This window comes from Caldicellulosiruptoraceae bacterium PP1 (assembly GCA_041320695.1).
Lineage (GTDB): Bacteria > Bacillota > Thermoanaerobacteria > Caldicellulosiruptorales > Caldicellulosiruptoraceae > JBGGOQ01.
This window is the reverse complement of the sequence record JBGGOQ010000001.1, coordinates 238,771-262,037: the sequence shown is the minus strand read 5'-3', so window position 1 is coordinate 262,037 and position 23,267 is coordinate 238,771. Positions and strand designations below refer to the sequence as shown.

Sequence of the window (23,267 nt, the reverse complement as noted above, 5' to 3'; positions counted from 1 at the left end):
ATTTTTGAACTGCTATCTTTTATGGCATATTTATTAATACTAATAAATTATTTTTTAAATAATATTCTAAATAAGCTACCTTTATTTATTTCACTTTCAACCTCTATATTTCCATTATGACTTCTAACAATATGCTTTACAATTGATAATCCTAAACCTGTTCCACCGCTTTCTCTAGATCTACCTTTATCAACTCTATAAAACCTTTCAAATATTCTTTCAATATCTTCTTTAGGTATTCCAATACCACTATCTATTACTTCTATTATTTTGTTTGTATTATCCTCATATACTTTTATTTCAATAGTTCCATTTACTTTATTATATATTATTGCATTATCAATAAGGTTTAGCATTACTTGTTTTAGAAAATCTTTCTTCATATTAAATTTAATATCATATTTTATGCTAACATTTATATCAATATTTTTATTTTCTGCTTTTTCTCTTAATATATCAAGGCATTCATGTAGTACTTCACTAATACTTACAAACTCGTTAGTTTTAATATTTATAGTCTCAATCTCAGAAATATACAATATATCCTCTATTAATCTTTGAAGTCTATCAACTTCTATTTCTATTATATTTAAAAACCTTTCAGAAACATTTTTATCATCTAAAGCACCACTTTTTAATGTTTCAACAAAACCTTTTATAGAAGTAAGTGGTGTTTTTAATTCATGAGTAACATTTGCTGCAAAATCTGATCTTATATTTTCTAATTTTTTTAAGCGTGTTATATCATTAAACAGCAATAAATATCCTTGAAATTCGGAATCATTAATTTCTATTGTTCTATATTTTATTATCTTATTCACACCTTTTACAGTAATATTTATTTCTGATTCTTCAAATTTATTATTAACCAAATTTAAGTATATATCGTATATTCTTATACCTTCTAATATTGATATATTTGTATTTAATGTTACACCAAATATTTTTTCTGCCTCTCTATTAAATGCTAAAACTCTATATTTTTTATCTAAAAAAATAACTCCAATATCTATTGTGTTTAAAATAAGATTTAATCTATAATTTAAATTTTTAATTTCAAGTATCTTTTCTTTAAGTTTAAAATATATATTATTTAATGTATCTCCGATAATTGATAACTCATCTTGTTTTTCTTTTTTAATACTCTTAATTTCGAAATCACTTACAGAGTTAATATGATTTAATAACATTCTTAATGGATTGGATAGCTTTATGGACAAAATAATTGATAGAATCACCCCTATAAATACACAAACAATTATTATGATTATAACCTTTTTTAATGCATCTTTAAGTATTTGATTTATTTTATTTAGCTCAATTGAAGTTCTTATAAAATATCTATTGCTATCTTTATTTATTAACTTTGCACCATATAAATAATTAAACTTTAATGTAGGACTTTTTCTTATTGCATATGAAATATCTTTTGTTTTCTTTGCATTAATTATTTCTTCTCTATTTAAATGATTTTCCATTTTATTTGCATTATAATACGAATCAAAAATAACTTTGCCATTGTATTCAATTATTGTAATACGTACATCGCTTGTTATATTTCTGGCTATTTTAGATATATTTTTGAGCCAGTTTTTATCTTCTATCATTATTGATTCTAATATATTGATATTTTCTTTCAAAATTCTTTTGTTTTCTTCAATATACAAGTTTTTAGACATAAAATATGACAGAAACCCTTCAAGAAAGCATATCAAAATTATTAAAAAGCTCATATATTTTATTATTGTTCTTCTCATTTTATCAAAACCTCATTATTGAATCTGTATCCAATGCCTCTTACAGTTTCAATATATTTTTGCTCATTGTCGTCATTTCCTAATTTTTTTCTTAAAAACCTAATATGAACATCAACAGTTCGATTATCTCCATCAAATTCATAACCCCAAATTGTTTCAAGTATAAAGTTTCTGTCTAGAACTCTACCCTTATTTTCAATTAATAACTTTAATAATTCAAATTCCTTTAAACTCAAGTTAAGATTTTCGCCCTGTTTTTTAACAACTCTATTATCAAAATCTATCATTATATCATCAAAAAAAACAATATTCTTGTTTTTACTGAAGTCTTCTATTCTTCTAAATAATGCTTTAATTCTTGTAACTAATTCTTTGATGCTAAATGGCTTAGTTAAATAGTCATCTGCTCCCAATTCAATTCCTAATATTTTATCAAATTCATCATTTTTAGCTGATACTATAATCACAGGTATATTGTATATTTTATTGCTTGTGCGAACTTTTTTCAGAACATCAAGACCATTTATATTTGACATCATTATATCTAATACTAATAAATCAACCTTTTCTTTATATAAAAGTTCTAATGCATCCGAACCGCTATATGCTTTTAAAACTTTGTATCCTTCTCTCTCAAGATTATATGATATTAATTCAACTATGTGTTTTTCATCATCAACAACTAATATGGTTTTCATAATTCCACCATCCTCAATAAAGCAATCATTCCACCACTATTTTCTTTATCCCTTCTATATGAAAAAAATAAATCACTGTTTTCGTATGTGCAAAATTTTGATATAAGAATATTATCAACATTTTCCGAAAGAATACTAAATTTTATTATTTCTTTTAAATCAATATAAATTCGATTATTATTATAATTTATAAATTGTTCACCAAATTTATCTAAAAATAATTTATGAACATCTTCTTTCACTTCAAAACAATTACTACATATACCTGGCCCTATATAAACCATTATATTTTTCGGATTAGAATTAAACTCTTCCTTCATCTTTATTATAACAGATTTGGCAATTTCCAAGTATGTTCCTTTCCATCCTGAATGTGCAAGTGCAATAACTTTATTTATATAATCAATAAAATATACTGGATAACAATCAGCATGAAATGTTATTAATGATAAATTTTTAATATTTGTTATAATAGCATCAGCATTATATAAATCAACTTTTCCAAAAAAATCGAACCCTTCATTTGCAATAATTATTCTATCTCCATGAACTTGATTTAGAAAAAAAACATTTTTAGAATCTATTTTTAAAGTATCAAAAAGATTTTTGTAATTATTATCAATAATAGTTTTATTTTTTTCCCATTTGTAACTCAAGCTAAAATTATTATTATTTTTATAAATTCGAGTGGTAAAATATGCTTCTGCTTTGCTATGGTCATCAAATTGACAAGCTACAACATTTAAACCATCAATATTTTTTAATAATTCTTTCATAATATCACCTCAAAAAAAGGCTGACCAAAGGTTTTGGTTCAGCCTTAGTTTTTAAATTATTTTTTTGGTACACTTTCCCAATCTTTTAGAAATCTTTCAATACCAATGTCAGTTAATGCATGTTTTGACATTTGTTCTAATACTTTATATGGAACAGTTGCTATATGAGAACCTGCTTTCGCTGATTCAATTACATGAATAGGATGCCTAATACTAGCAGAAATTATCTCAGTTTTAATTTCTGGGTAATTATTATATATTTCTACTATCTCTCTTATTAATTCTAATCCATTTTGTCCTATGTCATCCAATCTACCTACAAATGGAGAAACATATGTAGCTCCAGCCTTTGCTGCAAGTAAAGCTTGAGCAGCAGAAAATACAAGAGTTACATTTGTTTTAATTCCTTCTTTTGATAAAATAGAAACTGCTTTTAATCCTTCTGTTGTCATTGGTATTTTAATGACAATATTTTTATGAATTTTTGCTAAATCCCTTGCTTCAACAACCATTTCATCTGATTTCAATGAAATTACTTCAGCAGATATAGGTCCATCTACTATTGAACATATTTCTTTAACAACCTCTTTGAAATCTCTTCCTTCTTTTGCAATCAATGAAGGGTTAGTTGTAACACCACATATTACTCCCCAAGAATTGGCTTCTCTAATCTCATTAACATTTGCAGTATCAATAAATAATTTCATATACTTCACTCCCTTAATAATTATTCAAAAATATTCTATACAAATTTATTTACAAACTCAAGATAAATTAAAATATTTGCATAATGTTGTCCTTATAGGACCTATTAAATATAACGAGCCACATACAATTAAAACATTATCTTCTTTATAATAATTCTCAATTAAATATTTTAAAGCTTGGTAATAATCTTTAATAAACATAGCTTCTTTGCTTTTTGATAATTCTTTATATTTTTCAATATTTAATGTTCTATTATTTGGTACCTCAGTATAAATAATCTTATTAGAAAGCTGTTCTATTTTCTTAATCATAATTTCGTAATTTTTATCTTTTAAAACACCAAATAAAATTATAATATTTTTTCTATTAAAATAAATATTAACATTTTGTATTAATGTTTCAATACCATCAATATTATGGGCTCCATCAATTATTATAAAAGGCTCTCTTTTTAGTATTTCAAATCTTCCATTCCATTTTGTGTTTTTAAGGCCATCATATAGTGCTTTTAGATTTAAATTATATTTATCTTGAAGGGTTTCAAAAACTAATATAGCATTAATAATATTTTCTATTTGATGTAAACCTAACATATTAATTTTTAAATTGTTGTAAATGTTTTTGTCTGTTTTTATATCGACAATAATATTTTGGGTATTATTTTCTATAATATCTATTGAAACCCTTTCAGAAGAAATAAATTTAGCATTTAATTCAATAGCTTTTCTTTTAATAACATCTATTGCTTCAGGATATTTCTGTTTCCCTAAAATAACTGTACTATTTTTTTTAATTATTCCTGCCTTTTCAAAAGCAATTTCTTCAATTGTTTCACCTAATTTATCCTGATGATCAAAGCTTATAGAAGTTATTACAGAAATCACAGGCTTATTTATTACATTAGTAGCGTCAAACCTACCACCTAATCCTACTTCAAGTACAACAAAATCAACATTTTTATCTTTAAAATATAAAAAGGCTAAAGCTGTAATAATTTCAAATTCTGTAGGATGGTTAAATCCACTTGAAATCATATAATCAACTTTATCTTTTACTTTTTTTGTGTAAAAAGCAAGTTCATCATTAGATATAGGAATATTATTTATTTTTATTCTTTCGTTAAAATATTCAAGATAGGGTGATGTATATAACCCTACCTTGAATCCATTCTCAATAAATATTTGATTAATAAAAGCACATGTAGAACCTTTTCCATTTGTTCCTGCTACATGAATAATTCTTAAATGTTCTTGAGGGTTTTCCAATAAATTTAATAATGTTTTAATATTCTCTAAGCCAAGTTTTATTCCAAATTTATATGTGTTATGAATATATGATAGTGCTTCCTCATAGTTCATTTATATTCACCTTATATTCTCTAATGCAATAATCTGTTTTTCAACAGCTTCAAGCATTTGTTTATATTTTTTATATTTCTCTTTTTCTTCTACTACAACCTTTTGTGGTGCCTTTTCAATAAATTTCACATTTGATAAAAGACTTTCTGATCTTTTTACCTCTTTGATAAGGTTATTTTTTTCTTTTATAAGTCTTTCCTTCTCTGATTCTATATCAACAATTTCTGCCAGCTTTACATATACATTTGCCCAATCAAGAACAATACTTACTGAATTTTCAACCGATTCTTCATCAATGAAACTTATTTCTGAAACATTAGCTAATCTTTTTACATGTAAATCCCAAAGTGATTTGTTTTCAATCATTAACTTATTGTTAGTTTTAATGTAAACATTAGGCTTTATATTTGTTGGAATATCCCTTTCACTTCTTAAATTTCTCAATGCTTTGGTAAGTGTTATTAAATTCTGTACAATTACAATATCTTCTTGAGCATAAATTTCATTTATCTTAGGCCATGTTGAAATAACTAAACTTTCTTCAACATGAGGAATATTCATATAAATCTCTTCTGTAATAAATGGCATAAATGGATGTAATAGTTTTAATACATTTGTAAGAACATTTAATAAAACATATTGAATCTCTTTATTATTGCTTGAATCTTTGTTATATAGTAATGGTTTCGACAATTCAATATACCAGTCACAAAATTCATCCCAAATAAAATCGTATATCTTTTGAGCCGCTAGTCCTATTTCAAAATTCTCTAAATTCTCAGTTACCTCTGAAATTACACTATTTAACCTTGATAATATCCACTTTTCTGTAAAAGTAAATTTATTAGCATCAGGTTCATATGAACTGTCAATATCTAGATTCATTATTACAAACCTAGCAGCATTCCATATTTTGTTTGCAAAATTTCTGTTTGCTTCTACTTTTTCCATATAAAATCTTGTATCATTGCCAGGTGCAATTCCAGTTATTAATGTAAACCTTAAAGCATCAGCACCATATTGTTCAATAATTTCTAATGGGTCAATACCATTACCAAGAGATTTACTCATTTTTCTTCCTTGTGAATCTCTAACTATTCCATGAATCAAAACATGCTTGAATGGTATTTCATTCATATGTTCGAGACCTGAAAAAATCATTCTTGCAACCCAGAAGAAAATAATATCATAAGCAGTAACTAAAACGTCAGTAGGATAGAAATATTCAAGTTCTTCTGTTTTTTCTGGCCATCCTAATGTAGAAAATGGCCATAATGCTGAAGAGAACCAAGTATCTAAAGTATCTTCATCTTGATATACATTTGTTGAATTACATTTAGAACATTTAGTTATTTTTTCTTTGCTTACCATAACATTATCACAATCTTTACAATAATAAGCAGGTATCCTATGTCCCCACCATAGCTGTCTTGATATACACCAATCCTTAATATTTTCCATCCAATTAAAATAGATCTTCTCAAATCGTTCAGGAATAAATTTAATTTCTTTTTGTTTAACGACATCTATTGCCGGCTTAGCTAATGGTTCCATTTTTACAAACCATTGTTTTGATATTAATGGCTCAATTACAGTTGCACACCTATAGCATGAACCAACATTATGGGTATATTCTTTTTCTTCAACTAATAAGCCAAGCTCTTTTAGTTCTTTTACTATTAAATCTCTTGCTTTATATCTATCATATCCCTCAAATTTACCTGAATTTTCATTCATCTTGCCTTCTTGCGAAATAACTTGAATTATCTCAAGATTATGCCTTTGAGCAACTTCATAATCGTTCGGATCATGAGCTGGAGTAATCTTTACAACACCTGTCCCAAATTCCATATCAACATATTGGTCAGCAATTACTGGTATTTCTTTATTAACTATAGGTAATACAACCATTTTACCAACTAAATCTTTATATCTATCATCATTTGGATTAACTGCAACAGCAGTATCACCAAGCATTGTTTCAGGTCTTGTTGTAGCAACAATTACATAATATGACCCGTCTTTTGAAGGATATTTAATATGCCAAAGCTTACTTTTCTTCTCTTCATATTCAACTTCAGCATCAGATATTGTAGTTTTACATGTGGGACACCAGTTAATCATTCTTTCTCCTCTATAGATAAGCCCCTTTTCATATAGTTTAACAAATACTTCTTCGACCGCATTGCTCAAACCTTCATCCATAGTAAATCTTTCTCTATCCCAGTCGCAAGAGCTTCCAAGTTTTTTTAGTTGTTCAATAATTCTACCACCATAATGTTTTTTCCAGTCCCATGCTCTTTTTAAAAAGTTTTCTCTACCTATTTCTTCTTTTGTAAGGCCTTCCTCTTTCATTTTTTCTACAATTTTTGCTTCTGTTGCAATACTTGCATGATCTGTGCCTGGAAGCCATAATGCAGAATATCCTTGCATTCTCTTAAATCTAATAATTATATCTTGAATTGTATTATTTAGGGCATGTCCCATATGTAGCTGACCAGTAATATTAGGTGGAGGAATAACAATTGTAAAAGGTTTTTTAGATTTATCTACTTTTGCATGAAAATATTTTTTATCTAACCATTTTTTATAAATACGATCCTCAACTTCATTAGGATTATAATTTTTCTGCATATTTCATCCTCCCTAAAAACATAATACTTATTTAAATTATCTCAAAATCCATTAAATTAAAACTTTTATAGTTTAAAATATATTTTTTGTGGTATAAAGTAATTGTAAATTAAAATATAATTTTTTACAAGGAGTGAATTTAGTATGAACAAAGGAACATTATATAAATGTAGTGTTTGTGGCAATATTGTAGAAGTTATTAATGTTGGTGGTGGAACTTTAGTATGTTGTGGTAAGCCTATGGATGAACTTATTGCAAATACAGTAGATGCTAGTAAAGAAAAACATGTCCCAGTTATAGAAGTAAAAGAAGATGGTGTGTATATAAAAGTAGGTTCAGTACCTCATCCAATGGAAGAAAAACATTATATAATGTGGATTGAATTAGTTGCTGATGGCTTAATTTATCGTAAATATTTAAAACCTGGAGATAATCCAGAAGCGTTCTTTGCAGTGAAGGCTAAAGAGTTAGTATCTTATGAATACTGTAATCTTCATGGTTTATGGAAATCACAAGTATAAATTAAACGAGGCTGTTTGATTCAGCCTCGTTTAATTTAACACCTATATATTTATTTTGATAATAACCTTTTGGTTTCTCTTGCAATCATTAGCTCCTCGTTTGTTGGAACTACTAATATCTTTACTTTGCTTGTAGGTTTACTTATTTCGGATATTTGTCCTCTTACAATATTATTATTTAAGTTTTCATCAAATTCTATACCCATGTAGTCAAAATTACTAATTGATTTTTCTCTTACCATTGAATTATTTTCTCCTATTCCTGCTGTGAAAATTACAGCATCTACACCACCCATTACAGCAGCATATTCACCAATATATTTTTTAACTCTGTAGCAGAATATTTCAATAGCTAATTTTGCTCTTTCATTACCCTCTAAAGCTGCTTTTTCAAGGTCTCTGAAATCACTGCTTATACCAGAGATTCCAAGCATTCCTGATTTTTTATTTAGAAAATCATTAATTTGTTTTATATCCATTTTTTCTTTTTCCATTAAGTATGAAATAACAGCTGGATCAATTGTCCCACTTCTTGTACCCATAGCAAGTCCTGCAAGTGGAGTAAACCCCATACTTGTATCAACTGATACTCCATTTTTGACAGCACATATACTTGCCCCATTTCCTAGATGGCATGTTATAAACTTAAGATCTTTAATATCTTTATTAAGATACTCAGCAGCTTTATATGCTACATATTTATGACTTGTTCCATGAAAACCATACTTTCTTACTTTATATTTTTCATATATTTCATATGGTAATGCATATAAAAATGCATGTTTGGGCATTGTTTGATGAAATGCAGTATCAAAGACTGCTATATTAGGTTTACCTGGTATTTCTTTTTCACATGCTTCAATGCCTGTTAAATTAGCAGGATTGTGTAAAGGTGCTAATTCAATACAATTTCTTATTGCATCTTTAACTTCACTGTTAACAATTACTGAATCGTGAAAATATTCTCCTCCATGGACAACTCTATGACCAATTGCATCTATTTCTTCCATTGATTTTATAATACCAGTATTTTCATCTGTAAGAGCATTTAATACTAGCTTAATAGCATCATTATGATTTTTTATTTGATATTCTTTTTGAATTTCATTTCCATTAACTGAGTGTCTAATAAAAGATCCTTCAAGGCCAATTCTGTCAACTAAGCCTTTACATAAAACAGTTTCTGTTTCAACATCAAAAAATTGATATTTTAATGATGAACTACCTGAATTCAAAACTAAAACCTTCATTTATATAACATCTCCTTTATTCCATCATTGCTTGAACTGCAGTGATTGCGACAACACCAACAATATCCTCAGCACTGCAACCTCTTGATAAGTCGTTAATAGGTTTTGCAATACCTTGTGTGATAGGACCATAAGCTTCCGCTTTTGCAAGTCTTTCTGTAAGCTTATATGCAATATTACCTGCATCTAAATCTGGGAATATTAAAACATTTGCTTCACCAGCTACTGAACTGCCGGGTGCTTTTAATTTTGCTACTTTAGGCACAATTGCTGCATCAGCTTGAAGCTCACCATCTATTAATATTTCTGGTGCTTTTTCTTTTGCTAATTTAGTTGCTTCTACTACTTTATCAACCATATCAGATTTTGCAGAACCCTTAGTTGAATATGATAGCATTGCAACCTTTGGTGTTTTACCAACCAAAGCTTCAAATGATTTAGCAGATGTAATAGCTATATCAGCTAGTTCCTCAGCATTTGGATTTGGATTTAATCCAGCATCTGAATAAATGAAGACGCCATTTTCACCATATTCACAATTTGGAACAACCATAATAAAGAAACTCGATACAAGCTTTATTCCAGGTTTAGTCTTTAGTATTTGTAAAGCAGGTCTTAATGTATCAGCTGTTGAATGGATAGCACCTGAAACCATACCATCTGCTAACCCTTTATAAACTAGCATAACTGCAAAATACATTGGGTCTTTCATAATTTCTCTAGCTTGTTCTTGTGTAACACCTTTATTTTTTCTTAATTCATAAAAAGTTTGAATAAAATCATCAAATTTATCAAACTGTTCTGGATCAATAAAAATAGCTCCATCAACGTTTGCGCCAAATTTAGCTGCTTCTTTTTTTATTTCATCTTTTTTACCTATTAAAACTATATTAGCTATCTTTTCTTTTAAAATAATATCAGTAGCTTTTAAATTTCTTTCTTCATAACTTTCAGGTAATACAATTGTTTTAATATTTGATTTTGCTTTTTCAATTAAAGTATCTATAAATGACACGGATAAAACCCCTTTCGTCTATTTTTTAACTAAGCACCTTTTATATTATAACTAAATTGCATTTTGTATACAATAATATATTAAAAAATTTTTTGATATAATTTATTTTATCAATATATATAGTCTTTATTTTAGGAGGATTTCATGAAGGTATTAGGCATAGTTGTTGAATACAATCCTTTTCACAATGGACATTTATACCATTTAGAAAAAGCAAAAGAGTTGGTTAATCCAGATGTTATAATAGCAGTCATGAGTAGTAATTTCATTCAGAGAGGAGAACCTTCTATTGTTAACAAATGGGCAAGAACTAAGATGGCACTTGAAAATGGCATTGATATTGTATTTGAATTACCCTTTCAATTCTCATGTAATAGTGCTGAAATATTCGCTTATGGTGCAATAAATATTCTAAATAGGATTGGTGTTACTGATATTGTATTTGGTTCTGAAATAGGAAATATAAATCGAATTGAGAACGTTGCTGGTATTTTAGCTTTTGAAGAAATTAAATTTAAAAACTCTCTTAGAAGTTTTTTAGAACAAGGCTATTCTTTCCCAAAAGCTCGAGAACTTGCTCTAAAAGATATATACAATATTAATATTGAGTTTTTATCAAATAACATTTTAGGTATTGAATATATAAAATGGATTTTAAGATTAAATTCAAAGATAAAATATTATACAATTCAAAGAATTGGTAATAGATATAATGATACAGATTTATCAAGTACAATCTCATCTGCTACCTCAATAAGAAAGTATATATATTTGAATGGTCTTGATGATTATTTAAAGAATTTTATTCCTCAAAAATCCTTTGAAATTCTACAAGAGGAATTTATAAATGGAAGAGGACCAATAAAATTTGATAATTGCTATAGCTTCCTTTTATATAGATACATCTTAGCCGATAGAAATATTTTTATTGATAACATTGATGTTAAAGAAGGTTTAGAGAATAGATTTGCAAAATACATTAATAGATCTAATAATGTAGATATGCTAATCAAAAATGTAAAAAGCAAAAGATACACATATACAAGGTTAAGTAGAATAATAATTCATTCATTAATTGATACCAAAATTGATAATCAACATATTCTAACTCAGCAACCATATTTAAGAGTATTAGGGTTTACTCAAACAGGAAGAAATTATTTAAATATTATAAAAAAAGATTTAGATATTATCACAAAGATAGATAATAAAGTTTTAAAAAGTATTTATAAAGAACAAATTGAACTGGAACTTAAAGCATCAAGAATATACTCACTGTTATATAAAAACCCAACAGAGCATCTTTTAGATGAATATAAATTAAAGCCTATTTATCAAAAAAATTAACTAAATTATCTATACAACTTATTACTGTTTCTTTGCCTCTTAAGTAACATTTTTCAACATCATCAAGTGTGTAAGGATTAATATCATCTAATGGAATATCAATTAAATAATCAATATATTGTTTTTTATAGAAGAATATTTCCTCACTCATTATATCTATTGTTGTCATTATTATCTCTATCAAATTTCTTGGCATTTTATATGATTTTTTATTTGATACATCAATGCCTACTATATTTTTATGTCCTTTATCTTTTAATATCTTTGCTGGAACTTTATCAACTACTGCACCATCTACTAATAGATAATCACCTAATCTATAAGGAGGAAGAACACCTGGTATTGAAATACTTGATCTAACTGCATCGAAAAGTGATCCTTCGTTAAAAACTATCTGTTCACCTGTTTTTAAATTTGTACTAACAATGTAAAATGGTAATTTAGTATCAGAAAATTTTTTATCTCTTAGGAAAAGTTTTAATATTTCTTCAATATTTTTGCCACTTATTAAGCTCTCTTTTTTAAACCTAAAGTCAATTAATATATCTCTCCGAATTTGTTTAGCAACTTTGTAAATTAGCGAAAGATCATAACCCAAAGCATAGAATGCACCAATAACAGCTCCAATACTACAACCTGACATAGCTTCAAATCTAAATTTCTCTTCTAAAATTTCTATTGCACCTATATGTGCAAAGCCTCTCATAGCACCTGAACCTAAAGCTAATGAAATTTCAATCATTTATATCCTCCATTTTAAATAAAATTATTATGAATTTGAAAATATAAATAAAAAATGAAAAATAAAAGAGGATTTATTTTTAATTGTTTAGTAATCATTATTTGTATATTATATTTTATAGGAATAATTATTTGGCCAAAAGATATAATTATTACAACAAAAAAATCTGTTACTATATGGTTTGATTCAGTATTACCTGCTTTATTCCCATATTTCCTAATAATTAATATATTAGTTGAGACAAACATACTTAGTATTGTATCTGTTATTTTTACTCCTTTTGCAAAGAAACTTTTAGGTATCCCACCTATCGGAGTTTCTACCTATTTGATAGGCATATTTTCAGGATATCCTATTGGAATAAAGACAGTTTGTTCATTATACAAAAATAATAAAATTTCAATGGATGAAGCAAAACTATTGTCAATGTACGTTAATAATACAAGTCCACTATTTATTATTGGAACCTGCGGAGTAATAATGTTGAATTCATATAAACTAGGTATTTATATGTATCTATCACATATTATTGGAAGTTTAGTTTTAGGAATATTATTAAGTAGATTTTTCAATTCCAATTTATATTCAACTTCCGAAAAAACAATAAGAATAAATCTCGAACTTGGCACAATAATCCCACATTCTGTTTACGATTCATCAATTACAATAATAATGATTTGTGGGTATATAACACTATTTATGAATTTAAATACAATATTTAATAATCTTGGGATATATAATATTATTTCTAGTATTGCAACTAACAACACAGTAATAAAATCAATAATAAACTCAATTTTATATGGTTTTTTTGAAATGACAAATGGCATTATAGCAATCTCAAATAGTCAAGTAAATAAAATAATAAAATCAATTATTATGGTGTTATTAGTTTCTTGGGGTGGATTGTCAGTTCATTTTCAAGCAATATCTTTCTTAAACCATGTAAATATTCAAAGTAAATATTATGTAATCGGGAAATTATTACATTCTATCATTGCTACTTTTATTTATACAATTTTATCCTTTTATTTATTGTAATTTGAACCTTTTTGTTTTAATTGTTCAACATTATCATTAATTTCTCTTACTATATTTTCAATATTTTTCTTGGCTTGTTCAAGTAAATCAATAGTATATATCTCTGCCATTGTCCTATACTCTTTTGCATGTTCTTTTGCTTTTTGAATTATTTCTTCTGATCTTTGTTGAGCAAGTTTAACTATTTCATTATCATCAATTAATGATTTTACTTTGTTTTCTGCATCATTAAGAATTGCGTCTGCTTCTTTTTGAGCTCTTTCAAGAATCTTTTTTCTTTCCTCTTTTGCCCATTTCAATTGAGTTAATTCTTGTGGTAACAATATACGAATATCTTTAATAAGTTCCAAAATTTCATCTTTATCTACCATAACTTTTGATGTAAACGGAACTGACTTTCCATTATATATTGTATCTTCTATTCTGTCTAAAAGTTCTAAAATACTTTGATTATCATTCATTATTCATTTCCCCCATTTCTAAGTTTTTTTATAAATTTTCTTCATTACCTTTGAAGCAATTTTCTTTGGTACTAGATCTGTAATACAACCTCCAAATCTAGCAACCTCTTTTACCATACTTGAACTTAGATAAGAATATTTACTATTTGTCATCATAAAAATAGTTTCAATAGACGGGTTCAATTTTTTATTTAAAAGTGCCATTTGAAATTCATATTCAAAATCAGATACAGCTCTTAGTCCCTTAACAATAACCTTTGCATCTTTTAATTTCATAAAATCTATTAATAAACCTTTAAAAGCTTCTACTTCAACATTGTTTAAATGTTGTGTAGATTCTTTTATAAATTGAACTCTTTCTTCAATATCAAATGTTGACTTTTTATTAGGGTTAATTAAAACAGCAACAATTAATTTGTCAAATATCTTTGATGATCTTTCAATAATATCTAAATGTCCATTGGTAATTGGATCAAAACTTCCAGGATAAACTCCAATATTCAAAATAATTAACCTCCATATTTTAGAAATGATAAAATTGTATCACCATATTTTTCTGTTCGAATAATTCTAAAATTACTTTCAAAAATAGGGTTATTTTTTGAATATTCAACTATTACAAAACCATCTTTTTTTAATACGTTTTCAGAAAATATTGATTCTAAAGTTTTTTGAGCTAAATTTGTCATATAAGGCGGATCTACAAAAATAATATCAAAATATTCCTTGTATGAATTTCGTAAAAAGGTTAAAACATTGTACCTTAAAACCTTAGCTTTTGAATCTAAATTTGTATACTTTAAGTTTTCTTTAATAATATTTATACAACGTAAATCATTTTCAACAAAAATAGCTTCTTTTACTCCTCTACTTAAAAATTCAATACCAATATTCCCTGTTCCAGCAAAAAAATCACCAACAATTGTGGTTTCATCCAAATAAGGTGCAATAATATTAAATAGTGCCTCTTTAACCCTATCAGCTGTAGGTCTTAAACTTTCAGTTTCTATTGATTTTAGTCTTTTTCCTTTTGCACATCCTGATATTACTCTCATTTAGTATCATCTACTCTTTAACAAAAATTTTGTCGAATATTATATATATTGATTATATAAAAATACATATAAAAAAACAACAACGAAGAGATATTTTATATCCCTTCGTTATTGTTTGTAAATCTATTGCATCAATCTGTTATTTACCTGCAGCCCTATTTTCATAGTCTTGAATCATTCTTTTTACCATATATCCGCCTATTGAACCTGCCTGTTTTGTTGTTAAATCACCATTATAACCTGGTTTTAACTGAACACCAATTGATGTTGCAACCTCATTCTTAAGTTGGTCTAAAGCCTTAGTTGCTTCAGGAACTAGCTTTTTATTTCTTGCCATAATATTTAACCCCCTTTTTATAATAATTAATTTCTTATTTCAATAATTAATATGCTCATTATTAAATTAATTATAACAAGAATAATTTACTAAAGGGGGTTACAATCCAATATTGTCTAATTTTTCTATATATTTCTTTTTTATTAATGTTATAATCTTTTCATCTAAAAGCTCTAACCTAATTGTATCTATTGCTGCTTGCCTAGCCAATTTTAGAATATCAATATCTTCAAAAATATTAACAATCTTAAAGTTCATAATTCCATGTTGTTTATCACCAAAAAAATCACCTGGACCTCTAATTTTTAGGTCCATCTCAGCAACTTCAAATCCATTTGTGCTTTGTTGCATAATTTTCATTCTCTTTCTTGAAATTTCAGAACTACTGTTATTAATTAAAATACAGTAAGATTGAAAATCTCCTCTTCCAACTCTTCCTCTTAATTGATGTAACTGAGCCAATCCAAACCTTTCAGCATTTTCTATTACAATAACAGTAGCATTAGGAACATTAACACCAACCTCTACAACTGTTGTTGAAACTAATATATTAATTAGTCCATCTCTAAATTCTTGCAATATTTTATCACGATCTTTAGCACTTAACCTTCCATGCAAACATTTGATATTAAATTCTTTAAATTCGCCTTCTTTTAACTTTTTTGAAAATTCAATTGCTGATTTAGCATCAAGATTTTCAGATTCTTCAATTAATGGACAAATCCAATATACTTGACGTCCTTCTAAAATCTGTTTCTTTATAAAGTTATTTATTCGTTTTCTAAATGTTTCATCAACGGCATAAGTAAGTATTTTTTTTCTACCTGGAGGAAGTTCATCAATTACAGATATATCTAAATCACCGTACATAACAAGGCTTAATGTTCTAGGTATAGGAGTGGCTGTCATTACTAAGATATTAGGAGAATTACCTTTTTTTGTTAGTTCTATTCTTTGTCTAACTCCAAATCTATGCTGTTCATCAGTAATGACTAAACCAAGATTTTTAAAATTTATAGACTCTTGAATGATAGCATGTGTTCCTATTACTAAATCAATTTCACCATTGCTTATTTTTTCAAGTAAAATTACTTTCTGTTTTTTACTTGTTGATCCACTCAGAAAACAAATTTTTATATTATCATTAAATAATTTTTGTGCTTCAAGGTAATGTTGATAAGCTAAAACCTCTGTTGGAGCCATTAAAGCTACCTGAAATTTATCTTTTATAGTAACAAATGCTGCTGCAAAGGCTACAACAGTTTTCCCGCATCCAACATCTCCTTGAATCAATCTATTCATTTGCTTAGTTGATTGAAGATCATCTAATATTTCTTTAATTGCTCTTTCTTGAGCATTAGTGAGGTTAAATGTTAACAATTTTTTAAATTTTTCAAAGTTTTCTGATACATTATTTATTGAAATAGCTTCAATTTGTTCTATATCTTTTTTTAGAAATAATAATGCAAGCTGAAAAAAATAAAATTCTTCAAATTTAAATCGTTTTTTAGCAATTTCAAGCGAATTATTATTATCAGGAAAATGTATATTTTTAAGAGCAAAATTCACTTCACTTAAATTATATTTTTCCCTAATAACAATCGGAATATTATCCTCAAATTTTAATTGGTTTTGCTCTAAGATATTATAAATAATATTCCTTATTACTTTTTGAGAAAGATTTTCGCATAATCCATATATTGGTACAATTCTTGCAGTATGTATCAGTGTATTATCATATTTTTCGAATTCAGGATTTTTTATTTGAAGAAATCTATAACCTTTTTCTATTTTACCTGAAAAGCTAAATATTTCTTTAGGTTTTAAAATATTCTTAATATAACTTTGATTAAACCATACAGTTTCAATAATTCCAGTTTCATCTTTTACATAAATTTTTATAATTGTTAATTTATTTATCTTTTTTTCTTCTATATATTCTGTTACTTCACCTAAAAAAGACTCATATTTATCAATCTGTAATTCTGATATTTTTTTTAATGAACCAAGATCAAGATATTTTTTTGGGAAATATAATAATAAATCTTCTAATGTATAAATATTCAGTTTATTAAATAATTTTTCTCTTTTTTCTCCAACACCTTTTACATAACGTATTTCTTTATTAAGTTGAAGAGGCATTTATATCACTTCTCACTTGCTATTACAAAGTAATATATCTCATTACCACTTGGATAAACTTCTACATCTATATCAGGATATATTTCATTTATTTTTGAAACATAATTATTTAATATTTCCTCTTCTACGCCTGTGCCATAATAAATACTTAGTAGTTTCGTTTGATTATTTTCAATTATTTTTTTGGAAGTGTCTAATAATACATCATAAATATTATTACCTGTTGATACAATTTCTTTCTGTATAATCCCTATTATGTCTCCTTCTTTTATATCAAACCCATTTAATTTAGTACTTCTAACAGCATAAGTTATTTCAGCAGATACAACACCATCTATGGCTTCATTCATAATATTTATATTTTCACCTAAATTAGCATTGATATCAAATTTTATTAGAGCAGATATACATTGAGGAATATTTTTCGTTTTAAAAATATGAATATTCTTAATAGTGTTAATCATTTTAATAGATTGTTCAGCTGCTAATATTATATTTTTATTATTTGGAAAAATAAAAATATTTTCTGCTGGAAGGCTTTTTATTGCATTTATAAAATCCTCGGTACTTGGATTCATTGTTTGACCGCCTTCAATAATAATATCTACACCTAAACCTTTTAAAATCTCGCTGAATCCCTCTCCAGCAGATACAGCTATAAATCCATATTTTTTAGTTATTTTTTCTTCTTCTTTAATATTATAATTATTTTCAAGTGCTGATATTACTTCATTATGCTGGTATTTCATATTATCAATTTTTATATTGGTAAGTTCTCCATATTTTAAAGCCATATCAAGTACCTTTCCTGGATAGTTTGTATGGACGTGAGTTTTTAATAATTCGCCTTCTTGAATAACAATGATTGAATCACCAATATTTTCAAGGTATTCTTTAAATTCTTTTTCAATATTTTTTTTAAGTCCATTTATAAAAAACTCTGTACAATAAGTAAAATTGATATCAAAATTTTGTATATAATCTTTTTTTGAGGTTTCAATTATTTCAGTTTCTTGATAATCTTCAAAAAGTTTACCTTCTACAAGATAACTATAAGCACCTTCAAAAATTATTAATAACCCCATACCACCTGCATCTACAACATTTGCTTCTTTTAATACCGGTAATAAATCTGGGGTTTTATTTAGCCATTTTCTTCCGCTTTTTATGCAAACTTCTAGTAATTCCTCTATTTCTATATCTTTGTTGCTATTAAAGTAATTATTTGCATCTTCTGCAATCCCTCTTGCAACTGTAAGTATTGTTCCTTCGGTAGGCTTCATAACAGCTCTATAAGCACTTTCAGTAGCAGAGGTTAATGCCTTCACAAATGTTTCAGTATCTAGATCTTTGCAATCTTTTAGTTGTTTAGCAAAGCCTCTTATCAATTGAGATAAAATAACTCCAGAATTGCCGCGTGCACCTTTTAAACTACCAAATGATGCTTTTTGAGCTAATTCCGAAACATTTGAAAAATTATTTCCGTTTATCTCTTTTACAGCGGCAGATAAAGTGTATGACATATTAGTACCTGTATCACCATCTGGAACAGGAAAAACATTTAATGCATTAACTTTTTCAACATTAGCTTTTAAATAATTATTTGATGCTTTTAACATATTCTTGAGTAATTCAGCATTAATGAGTTTCATAACAATTATTCCTCCTAATTTATCCTAATACCGTCAATGAAAACGTTAATTTGTCCTGCTTTCAATCCAGTTAATTTTTCAATAGCAAAAGTAACTCGCTCCTTGATGTTTTCGGCAATTACAGGTATTCTTGTCCCATATTCTACTACAATGTGAATATCAGCATTAATAAAGCCTTCATTAGAAGTAACTTTAATACCTCTTTGTAAGTTTTCCATTCCTAATAAATTGACAATTCCATCAGTCATGCTTTTTGATGCCATACCAACAACGCCATAGTTCTCCATACTGCTAATTCCAATAATTTTAGCAATACATTCGTTTGATATCTCAATTTTACCTAATTCAGTTTCGTAAAAAGCGCTCATACAAACCTCTCCTAAATTATTTTATATATCTTAATATATTAAATACCCATTTTAAATAACACATTAAAAGATTATACCATAAAATTAAAGATATCATATATATTTTATTATTTTAAATATATAGCTCTATTTAAAAACAAGAAAAGCTTGTTCTTCATTTATCTCTTTATATTCACCTAATTTTAAGCTATTATCTAATTGTAGAGATCCAATTCTAATTCTTTTTAGATAAGTTACTTGATTACCAATAGCAATAAACATTCTTTTTACTTGATGAAATTTCCCTTCTGTTATAATAAGATTTACTTTATTATTATCAATTATTTCATATTTTGCTGGTAAGGTTTTATATCCATCATCTAAAATAACACCTTTCTCAAATTCTTTTATTTTTTCTATATCAATATCATATAATAGTTCTACATAATATTCTTTTTCTATTTGTTTTTTTGGTGAAATTACATTGTGAGTATATTCACCATTATTTGTTATAATTAGTAATCCTTCTGTATCTTTATCCAGTCTACCAACAGTATGGACTTTTTTATGAATATATGATGAATCTAATAAATTAAAAACATTTCTTGAACTACTTTCGGTTGAGCAAATCACACCTTTTGGCTTGTTTAACATTAAATAAATGTCTTTTTTGAAATTTATTGTATTCTCTGAAACTTCAATTATATCAATATTTTCGTCAATTTTGTAATCGGAATCTAATACAACTATTCCATTTACTTTGACAAGGCCATTTTTTATTATTTTTTTTACTTCACTTCTTGTTCCAATACCAGAATTAGCAAGAAATTTATCAAGTCTCATTTATTCTAATCTCCATCCTTTAGGATAAAAGTTTTTATAAATTTCTCCTTCAGCTTTTGCCCAACCTAGCGTATAACCATCTACACAAAATATAGTAAACCCTTTATAGCCCTCATTATTTTCAATTGTTTCACCTTTTAGGTATCTTTGAAGTCTAAAATCATCTTTTTCAAGGTCAACTACTTGGGAAAAATTCTCTTTTCTAAGTGAAATTGCTAAATGCTCTGATGGATAAAATCTATCTTTATATAGCTCACCCAAATAAAGCATATTTCTTATTGGTATTATATTTCCGTATTGAATTGAATTTGCTAAAAATACTTTGTCAGATTTTTTATATATCATGTTGTAATCAATTTCAAAATTTACTAAATATCTATCAACAAAATTCTTAATAATTTGTTTCTCATTTTTATTTAAATTTGATTGAATAGAAAAATCTTTGTATTCTTCTTTGCCACTTTCATTTATTTTCTTTAATTTACATACAAAATGCCCCTCACCTTTTACTTTGTGAGGATAAATTCGCACAGCTTTATTAAGCCTTGCATCTATTCCGTCCGAATTAATATACCCTTTTTCAAAACCATCAAAGCCATCTATCTCACATACCTCATAATTAGGATTTTTTTTCAAAAACCATGAAAGCATTTCTTCATTTTCTTCTATAGTAAAAGTACAAGTTGAATAAACTAATTCACCACCTACTTTTAATAGTTTATCTACTTCAGTTAGTATCTGTCTTTGCATATTTGAACAAACTATTATTTGTCTATCTGTCCAACTTTTCAAACTACTTGGATCTTTTCTAAACATGCCTTGTCCTGAACAAGGTGCATCAACTAGAATTTTATCAAAATATGTCCCAAAATTATCGGCTATCTCTTTTGGAGAGTTATTCAATATAACGGTATTTGTAATACCTAATGATTCTATATTTTTAACTAATGGTTTTATTCGAATAGGTTTTATGTCATTTGAAACAAGAAAACCTTCTTTACCAATTCTGGCTGCAATCTGAACTGACTTTCCACCTGGAGAAGCACAAAGATCGAGTACCTTCTCTCCTCTTTGAGGATTTAAAGCTTCTACTGCAAACATGGCTGAAGGTTCTTGTATATATATAAGTCCAGCAAAATAATATGCATGCTTACTTAGTTTTATCTCAGAATGGTTATAAAAGTATCCATCTTGGCACCACGGAACTTTTTCAAAATCTCTATCCATTTTTTTCAGAAACTCATCTGCTGATATCTTATAAGTATTAATTCTAAATCCTTTATAGCTATCTTTAGAAAAGAGTTCAAATACTTTTTGAGCATCTTCTCTTCCTAATAATTTTATCATTGTATTTTTGTAAGATTCCGGTAAGTTCAAAAAATAAACCTCCTTAAATTATAAAACCTGAAAAATATAGCACTTAAGATATAAGGATTCATCATATCCAATAAGGTAAGGATGATCTTTTGCTTGATATCTATATTCAATAAGTTTTAAATTCTTTTTACAATCAAAAGCAGCCGACTTTATTACATCCATAAACAAGTCTGGTTTCATATAATGTGAACATGAACAAGTAACTAAAAAACCACCTTTTTTCAAAAGCTTCATTGCTCTTAAATTAATTTCTTTATAGCCTCTTTTTGCTCCTTCTATAGCAGCCATATTTTTTGCAAATGCAGGTGGATCCAAAATTATTACATCAAATTTTTCTTTCTTTTCATCAAGTTCTTTTAAATAATCAAAAACATTCGCTTCTATAAATTCACATTTATCATCAAGATTATTCAATTTTGCATTTTCAATTGATTGGTTTATTGCAATCTCTGATATATCAACACCTATAACTTTTTTAGCTCCAAATTTAGCAGCATTTAATGCAAAAGATCCTGTATGGCAAAAACAATCCAAGACATAAGCTTCATATACATAATTTTTTAGTGCTAATCTATTATCTCTCTGATCAAAAAAATAGCCAGTTTTTTGCCCATTTTCAATATCAACTATAATATTTACATCATTTTCTTTAATAATTAACTTTGTAGGTGAATTACCATATACAAATCCAACATTCTGTGATAGTCCTTCTAATTCTCTAACTTTAACATCATTTCTTTCATAAATTGCTGTTGGAGATACTTCTTCAATCAATGCATTTATAATATGTCCTTTAACTTTTTCCATTCCAAGTGATAAAACTTGCATAACTAATACATCATTAAAGCTATCAACAATAAGACCTGGCAAAAAATCAGCTTCGGCAAATATAAGTCTACAGTTTGTTTTAAGTCCTAAGCTTTTTCTAAGATCAATAGCTGTTTTTACTCTTTCTCTGAAGAAATTTTTATCAATAATTTCATTTTTGTTTCTTGAAATAATTCTTACAGTAATTTGAGATTTAGTATTTATAAAACCTTTTCCAATAAATTTTTTTTTAAAATTATATACATCAACAATATCTCCATCTTCAAATTGACCTTTTATCTTTTTGATTTCATTCTTATAAACCCAAGGATGACCTAATTCTACACGTAAACCTTTCCCTTTTTCTAAAAAAACATCAGCCACAATAAAACACCTCA

At 26.9% G+C, this 23,267-nt stretch carries 22 protein-coding genes; 3 read left to right on the top strand and 19 right to left on the bottom strand.

The features are described 5' to 3' along the window. Window positions 1–47 precede the first annotated feature (47 nt). Genes ACAG39_01270 through ACAG39_01245 form a run of 6 tightly spaced genes read right to left on the bottom strand, consistent with a single transcriptional unit; the run spans window position 48 to window position 7,931 of the window. Window positions 48–1,757, bottom strand: coding sequence for a sensor histidine kinase (locus ACAG39_01270; GenBank protein ID MEZ0535858.1), 1,710 nt, complete (start codon window positions 1,755–1,757; stop codon window positions 48–50). Beyond that, a complete protein-coding gene (locus ACAG39_01265; protein MEZ0535857.1) occupies window positions 1,754–2,455 on the bottom strand; it encodes a response regulator transcription factor in 702 nt (233 codons plus the stop codon). Before ACAG39_01265 ends, ACAG39_01270 begins: the two co-directional genes overlap by 4 nt. Next, on the bottom strand, window positions 2,452–3,231 hold the full coding sequence (pgeF, locus tag ACAG39_01260) for a peptidoglycan editing factor PgeF (protein ID MEZ0535856.1): 780 nt from the start codon (window positions 3,229–3,231) through the stop codon (window positions 2,452–2,454). The genes ACAG39_01265 and pgeF overlap by 4 nt, the downstream gene beginning before the upstream one ends. 56 nt (window positions 3,232–3,287) lie before the next feature. Next, on the bottom strand, window positions 3,288–3,938 hold the full coding sequence (fsa, locus tag ACAG39_01255; protein ID MEZ0535855.1) for a fructose-6-phosphate aldolase: 651 nt from the start codon (window positions 3,936–3,938) through the stop codon (window positions 3,288–3,290). 57 nt (window positions 3,939–3,995) lie between these two features. Continuing rightward, on the bottom strand, window positions 3,996–5,297 hold the full coding sequence (locus ACAG39_01250; GenBank protein MEZ0535854.1) for a folylpolyglutamate synthase/dihydrofolate synthase family protein: 1,302 nt from the start codon (window positions 5,295–5,297) through the stop codon (window positions 3,996–3,998). Window positions 5,298–5,303: 6 nt separating this feature from the next. After that, window positions 5,304–7,931 carry a valine--tRNA ligase gene (locus ACAG39_01245; protein MEZ0535853.1) on the bottom strand — a complete coding sequence of 876 codons (2,628 nt, stop codon included), beginning with the start codon at window positions 7,929–7,931 and terminating at the stop codon, window positions 5,304–5,306. 144 nt (window positions 7,932–8,075) lie between these two features. Here ACAG39_01245 and ACAG39_01240 point away from each other — a divergent pair, with 144 nt between their 5' ends. Beyond that, window positions 8,076–8,453: a desulfoferrodoxin gene (locus ACAG39_01240; protein ID MEZ0535852.1), complete on the top strand. Its 378-nt coding sequence runs from the start codon at window positions 8,076–8,078 to the stop codon at window positions 8,451–8,453. A gap of 50 nt (window positions 8,454–8,503) precedes the next feature. Here the strand turns inward: ACAG39_01240 and ACAG39_01235 are convergent, their stop codons facing one another. Together ACAG39_01235 and pta are read right to left on the bottom strand one after the other, a co-directional pair. Then, on the bottom strand, window positions 8,504–9,703 hold the full coding sequence (locus ACAG39_01235) for an acetate/propionate family kinase (protein MEZ0535851.1): 1,200 nt from the start codon (window positions 9,701–9,703) through the stop codon (window positions 8,504–8,506). A gap of 16 nt (window positions 9,704–9,719) precedes the next feature. Beyond that, window positions 9,720–10,718, bottom strand: coding sequence for a phosphate acetyltransferase (gene pta / locus ACAG39_01230; protein MEZ0535850.1), 999 nt, complete (start codon window positions 10,716–10,718; stop codon window positions 9,720–9,722). 144 nt (window positions 10,719–10,862) lie between these two features. On the opposite strand from pta, the gene ACAG39_01225 reads away from it, so the two are divergent. Beyond that, on the top strand, window positions 10,863–12,065 hold the full coding sequence (locus ACAG39_01225; GenBank protein MEZ0535849.1) for a nucleotidyltransferase: 1,203 nt from the start codon (window positions 10,863–10,865) through the stop codon (window positions 12,063–12,065). Here ACAG39_01225 and ACAG39_01220 read toward each other — a convergent pair. After that, complete coding sequence (locus ACAG39_01220) at window positions 12,046–12,807, bottom strand: patatin-like phospholipase family protein (GenBank protein MEZ0535848.1); 762 nt, start codon at window positions 12,805–12,807, stop codon at window positions 12,046–12,048. The genes ACAG39_01225 and ACAG39_01220 overlap by 20 nt on opposite strands. Before the next feature lie 54 nt (window positions 12,808–12,861). Here ACAG39_01220 and ACAG39_01215 point away from each other — a divergent pair, with 54 nt between their 5' ends. Beyond that, on the top strand, window positions 12,862–13,848 hold the full coding sequence (locus ACAG39_01215; GenBank protein ID MEZ0535847.1) for a nucleoside recognition protein: 987 nt from the start codon (window positions 12,862–12,864) through the stop codon (window positions 13,846–13,848). Here the strand turns inward: ACAG39_01215 and ACAG39_01210 are convergent. From ACAG39_01210 to ACAG39_01165, 10 genes are all read right to left on the bottom strand, one after another. After that, a complete protein-coding gene (locus ACAG39_01210; protein MEZ0535846.1) occupies window positions 13,836–14,309 on the bottom strand; it encodes an ATPase in 474 nt (157 codons plus the stop codon). The genes ACAG39_01215 and ACAG39_01210 overlap by 13 nt on opposite strands. 18 nt (window positions 14,310–14,327) lie before the next feature. Then, the gene (gene coaD / locus ACAG39_01205) at window positions 14,328–14,813 is read right to left on the bottom strand and encodes a pantetheine-phosphate adenylyltransferase (protein ID MEZ0535845.1); all 486 of its coding nucleotides are present in this window, start codon (window positions 14,811–14,813) and stop codon (window positions 14,328–14,330) included. A gap of 5 nt (window positions 14,814–14,818) precedes the next feature. Next, on the bottom strand, window positions 14,819–15,364 hold the full coding sequence (rsmD, locus tag ACAG39_01200) for a 16S rRNA (guanine(966)-N(2))-methyltransferase RsmD (GenBank protein MEZ0535844.1): 546 nt from the start codon (window positions 15,362–15,364) through the stop codon (window positions 14,819–14,821). Window positions 15,365–15,503: 139 nt separating this feature from the next. Continuing rightward, on the bottom strand, window positions 15,504–15,701 hold the full coding sequence (locus tag ACAG39_01195) for a small, acid-soluble spore protein, alpha/beta type (GenBank protein ID MEZ0535843.1): 198 nt from the start codon (window positions 15,699–15,701) through the stop codon (window positions 15,504–15,506). A gap of 99 nt (window positions 15,702–15,800) precedes the next feature. Continuing rightward, the gene (gene recG / locus ACAG39_01190; GenBank protein ID MEZ0535842.1) at window positions 15,801–17,843 is read right to left on the bottom strand and encodes an ATP-dependent DNA helicase RecG; all 2,043 of its coding nucleotides are present in this window, start codon (window positions 17,841–17,843) and stop codon (window positions 15,801–15,803) included. Window positions 17,844–17,848: 5 nt separating this feature from the next. Next, on the bottom strand, window positions 17,849–19,495 hold the full coding sequence (locus ACAG39_01185) for a DAK2 domain-containing protein (protein ID MEZ0535841.1): 1,647 nt from the start codon (window positions 19,493–19,495) through the stop codon (window positions 17,849–17,851). 14 nt (window positions 19,496–19,509) lie between these two features. Further along, window positions 19,510–19,863: an Asp23/Gls24 family envelope stress response protein gene (locus ACAG39_01180; GenBank protein ID MEZ0535840.1), complete on the bottom strand. Its 354-nt coding sequence runs from the start codon at window positions 19,861–19,863 to the stop codon at window positions 19,510–19,512. Window positions 19,864–19,989: 126 nt separating this feature from the next. Further along, on the bottom strand, window positions 19,990–20,685 hold the full coding sequence (locus ACAG39_01175) for a pseudouridine synthase (protein MEZ0535839.1): 696 nt from the start codon (window positions 20,683–20,685) through the stop codon (window positions 19,990–19,992). After that, on the bottom strand, window positions 20,686–22,062 hold the full coding sequence (locus ACAG39_01170; GenBank protein ID MEZ0535838.1) for an NOL1/NOP2/sun family putative RNA methylase: 1,377 nt from the start codon (window positions 22,060–22,062) through the stop codon (window positions 20,686–20,688). 18 nt (window positions 22,063–22,080) lie between these two features. Further along, the gene (locus ACAG39_01165) at window positions 22,081–23,253 is read right to left on the bottom strand and encodes a class I SAM-dependent rRNA methyltransferase (protein MEZ0535837.1); all 1,173 of its coding nucleotides are present in this window, start codon (window positions 23,251–23,253) and stop codon (window positions 22,081–22,083) included. Window positions 23,254–23,267: the final 14 nt, after the last annotated feature.

What these genes read in the sequence shown, in the direction of transcription:
- ACAG39_01270 (MEZ0535858.1), bottom strand. Translation starts at nt 1,757, where the DNA reads ATGAGAAGAACAATAATAAAATATATGAGCTTTTTAATAATTTTGATA.
- ACAG39_01265 (MEZ0535857.1), bottom strand. Translation starts at nt 2,455, where the DNA reads ATGAAAACCATATTAGTTGTTGATGATGAAAAACACATAGTTGAATTA.
- pgeF (MEZ0535856.1), bottom strand. Translation starts at nt 3,231, where the DNA reads ATGAAAGAATTATTAAAAAATATTGATGGTTTAAATGTTGTAGCTTGT.
- fsa (MEZ0535855.1), bottom strand. Translation starts at nt 3,938, where the DNA reads ATGAAATTATTTATTGATACTGCAAATGTTAATGAGATTAGAGAAGCC.
- ACAG39_01250 (MEZ0535854.1), bottom strand. Translation starts at nt 5,297, where the DNA reads ATGAACTATGAGGAAGCACTATCATATATTCATAACACATATAAATTT.
- ACAG39_01245 (MEZ0535853.1), bottom strand. Translation starts at nt 7,931, where the DNA reads ATGCAGAAAAATTATAATCCTAATGAAGTTGAGGATCGTATTTATAAA.
- ACAG39_01240 (MEZ0535852.1), top strand. Translation starts at nt 8,076, where the DNA reads ATGAACAAAGGAACATTATATAAATGTAGTGTTTGTGGCAATATTGTA.
- ACAG39_01235 (MEZ0535851.1), bottom strand. Translation starts at nt 9,703, where the DNA reads ATGAAGGTTTTAGTTTTGAATTCAGGTAGTTCATCATTAAAATATCAA.
- ACAG39_01225 (MEZ0535849.1), top strand. Translation starts at nt 10,863, where the DNA reads ATGAAGGTATTAGGCATAGTTGTTGAATACAATCCTTTTCACAATGGA.
- ACAG39_01220 (MEZ0535848.1), bottom strand. Translation starts at nt 12,807, where the DNA reads ATGATTGAAATTTCATTAGCTTTAGGTTCAGGTGCTATGAGAGGCTTT.
- ACAG39_01215 (MEZ0535847.1), top strand. Translation starts at nt 12,862, where the DNA reads ATGAAAAATAAAAGAGGATTTATTTTTAATTGTTTAGTAATCATTATT.
- ACAG39_01210 (MEZ0535846.1), bottom strand. Translation starts at nt 14,309, where the DNA reads ATGAATGATAATCAAAGTATTTTAGAACTTTTAGACAGAATAGAAGAT.
- rsmD (MEZ0535844.1), bottom strand. Translation starts at nt 15,364, where the DNA reads ATGAGAGTAATATCAGGATGTGCAAAAGGAAAAAGACTAAAATCAATA.
- ACAG39_01195 (MEZ0535843.1), bottom strand. Translation starts at nt 15,701, where the DNA reads ATGGCAAGAAATAAAAAGCTAGTTCCTGAAGCAACTAAGGCTTTAGAC.
- recG (MEZ0535842.1), bottom strand. Translation starts at nt 17,843, where the DNA reads ATGCCTCTTCAACTTAATAAAGAAATACGTTATGTAAAAGGTGTTGGA.
- ACAG39_01185 (MEZ0535841.1), bottom strand. Translation starts at nt 19,495, where the DNA reads ATGAAACTCATTAATGCTGAATTACTCAAGAATATGTTAAAAGCATCA.
- ACAG39_01180 (MEZ0535840.1), bottom strand. Translation starts at nt 19,863, where the DNA reads ATGAGCGCTTTTTACGAAACTGAATTAGGTAAAATTGAGATATCAAAC.
- ACAG39_01175 (MEZ0535839.1), bottom strand. Translation starts at nt 20,685, where the DNA reads ATGAGACTTGATAAATTTCTTGCTAATTCTGGTATTGGAACAAGAAGT.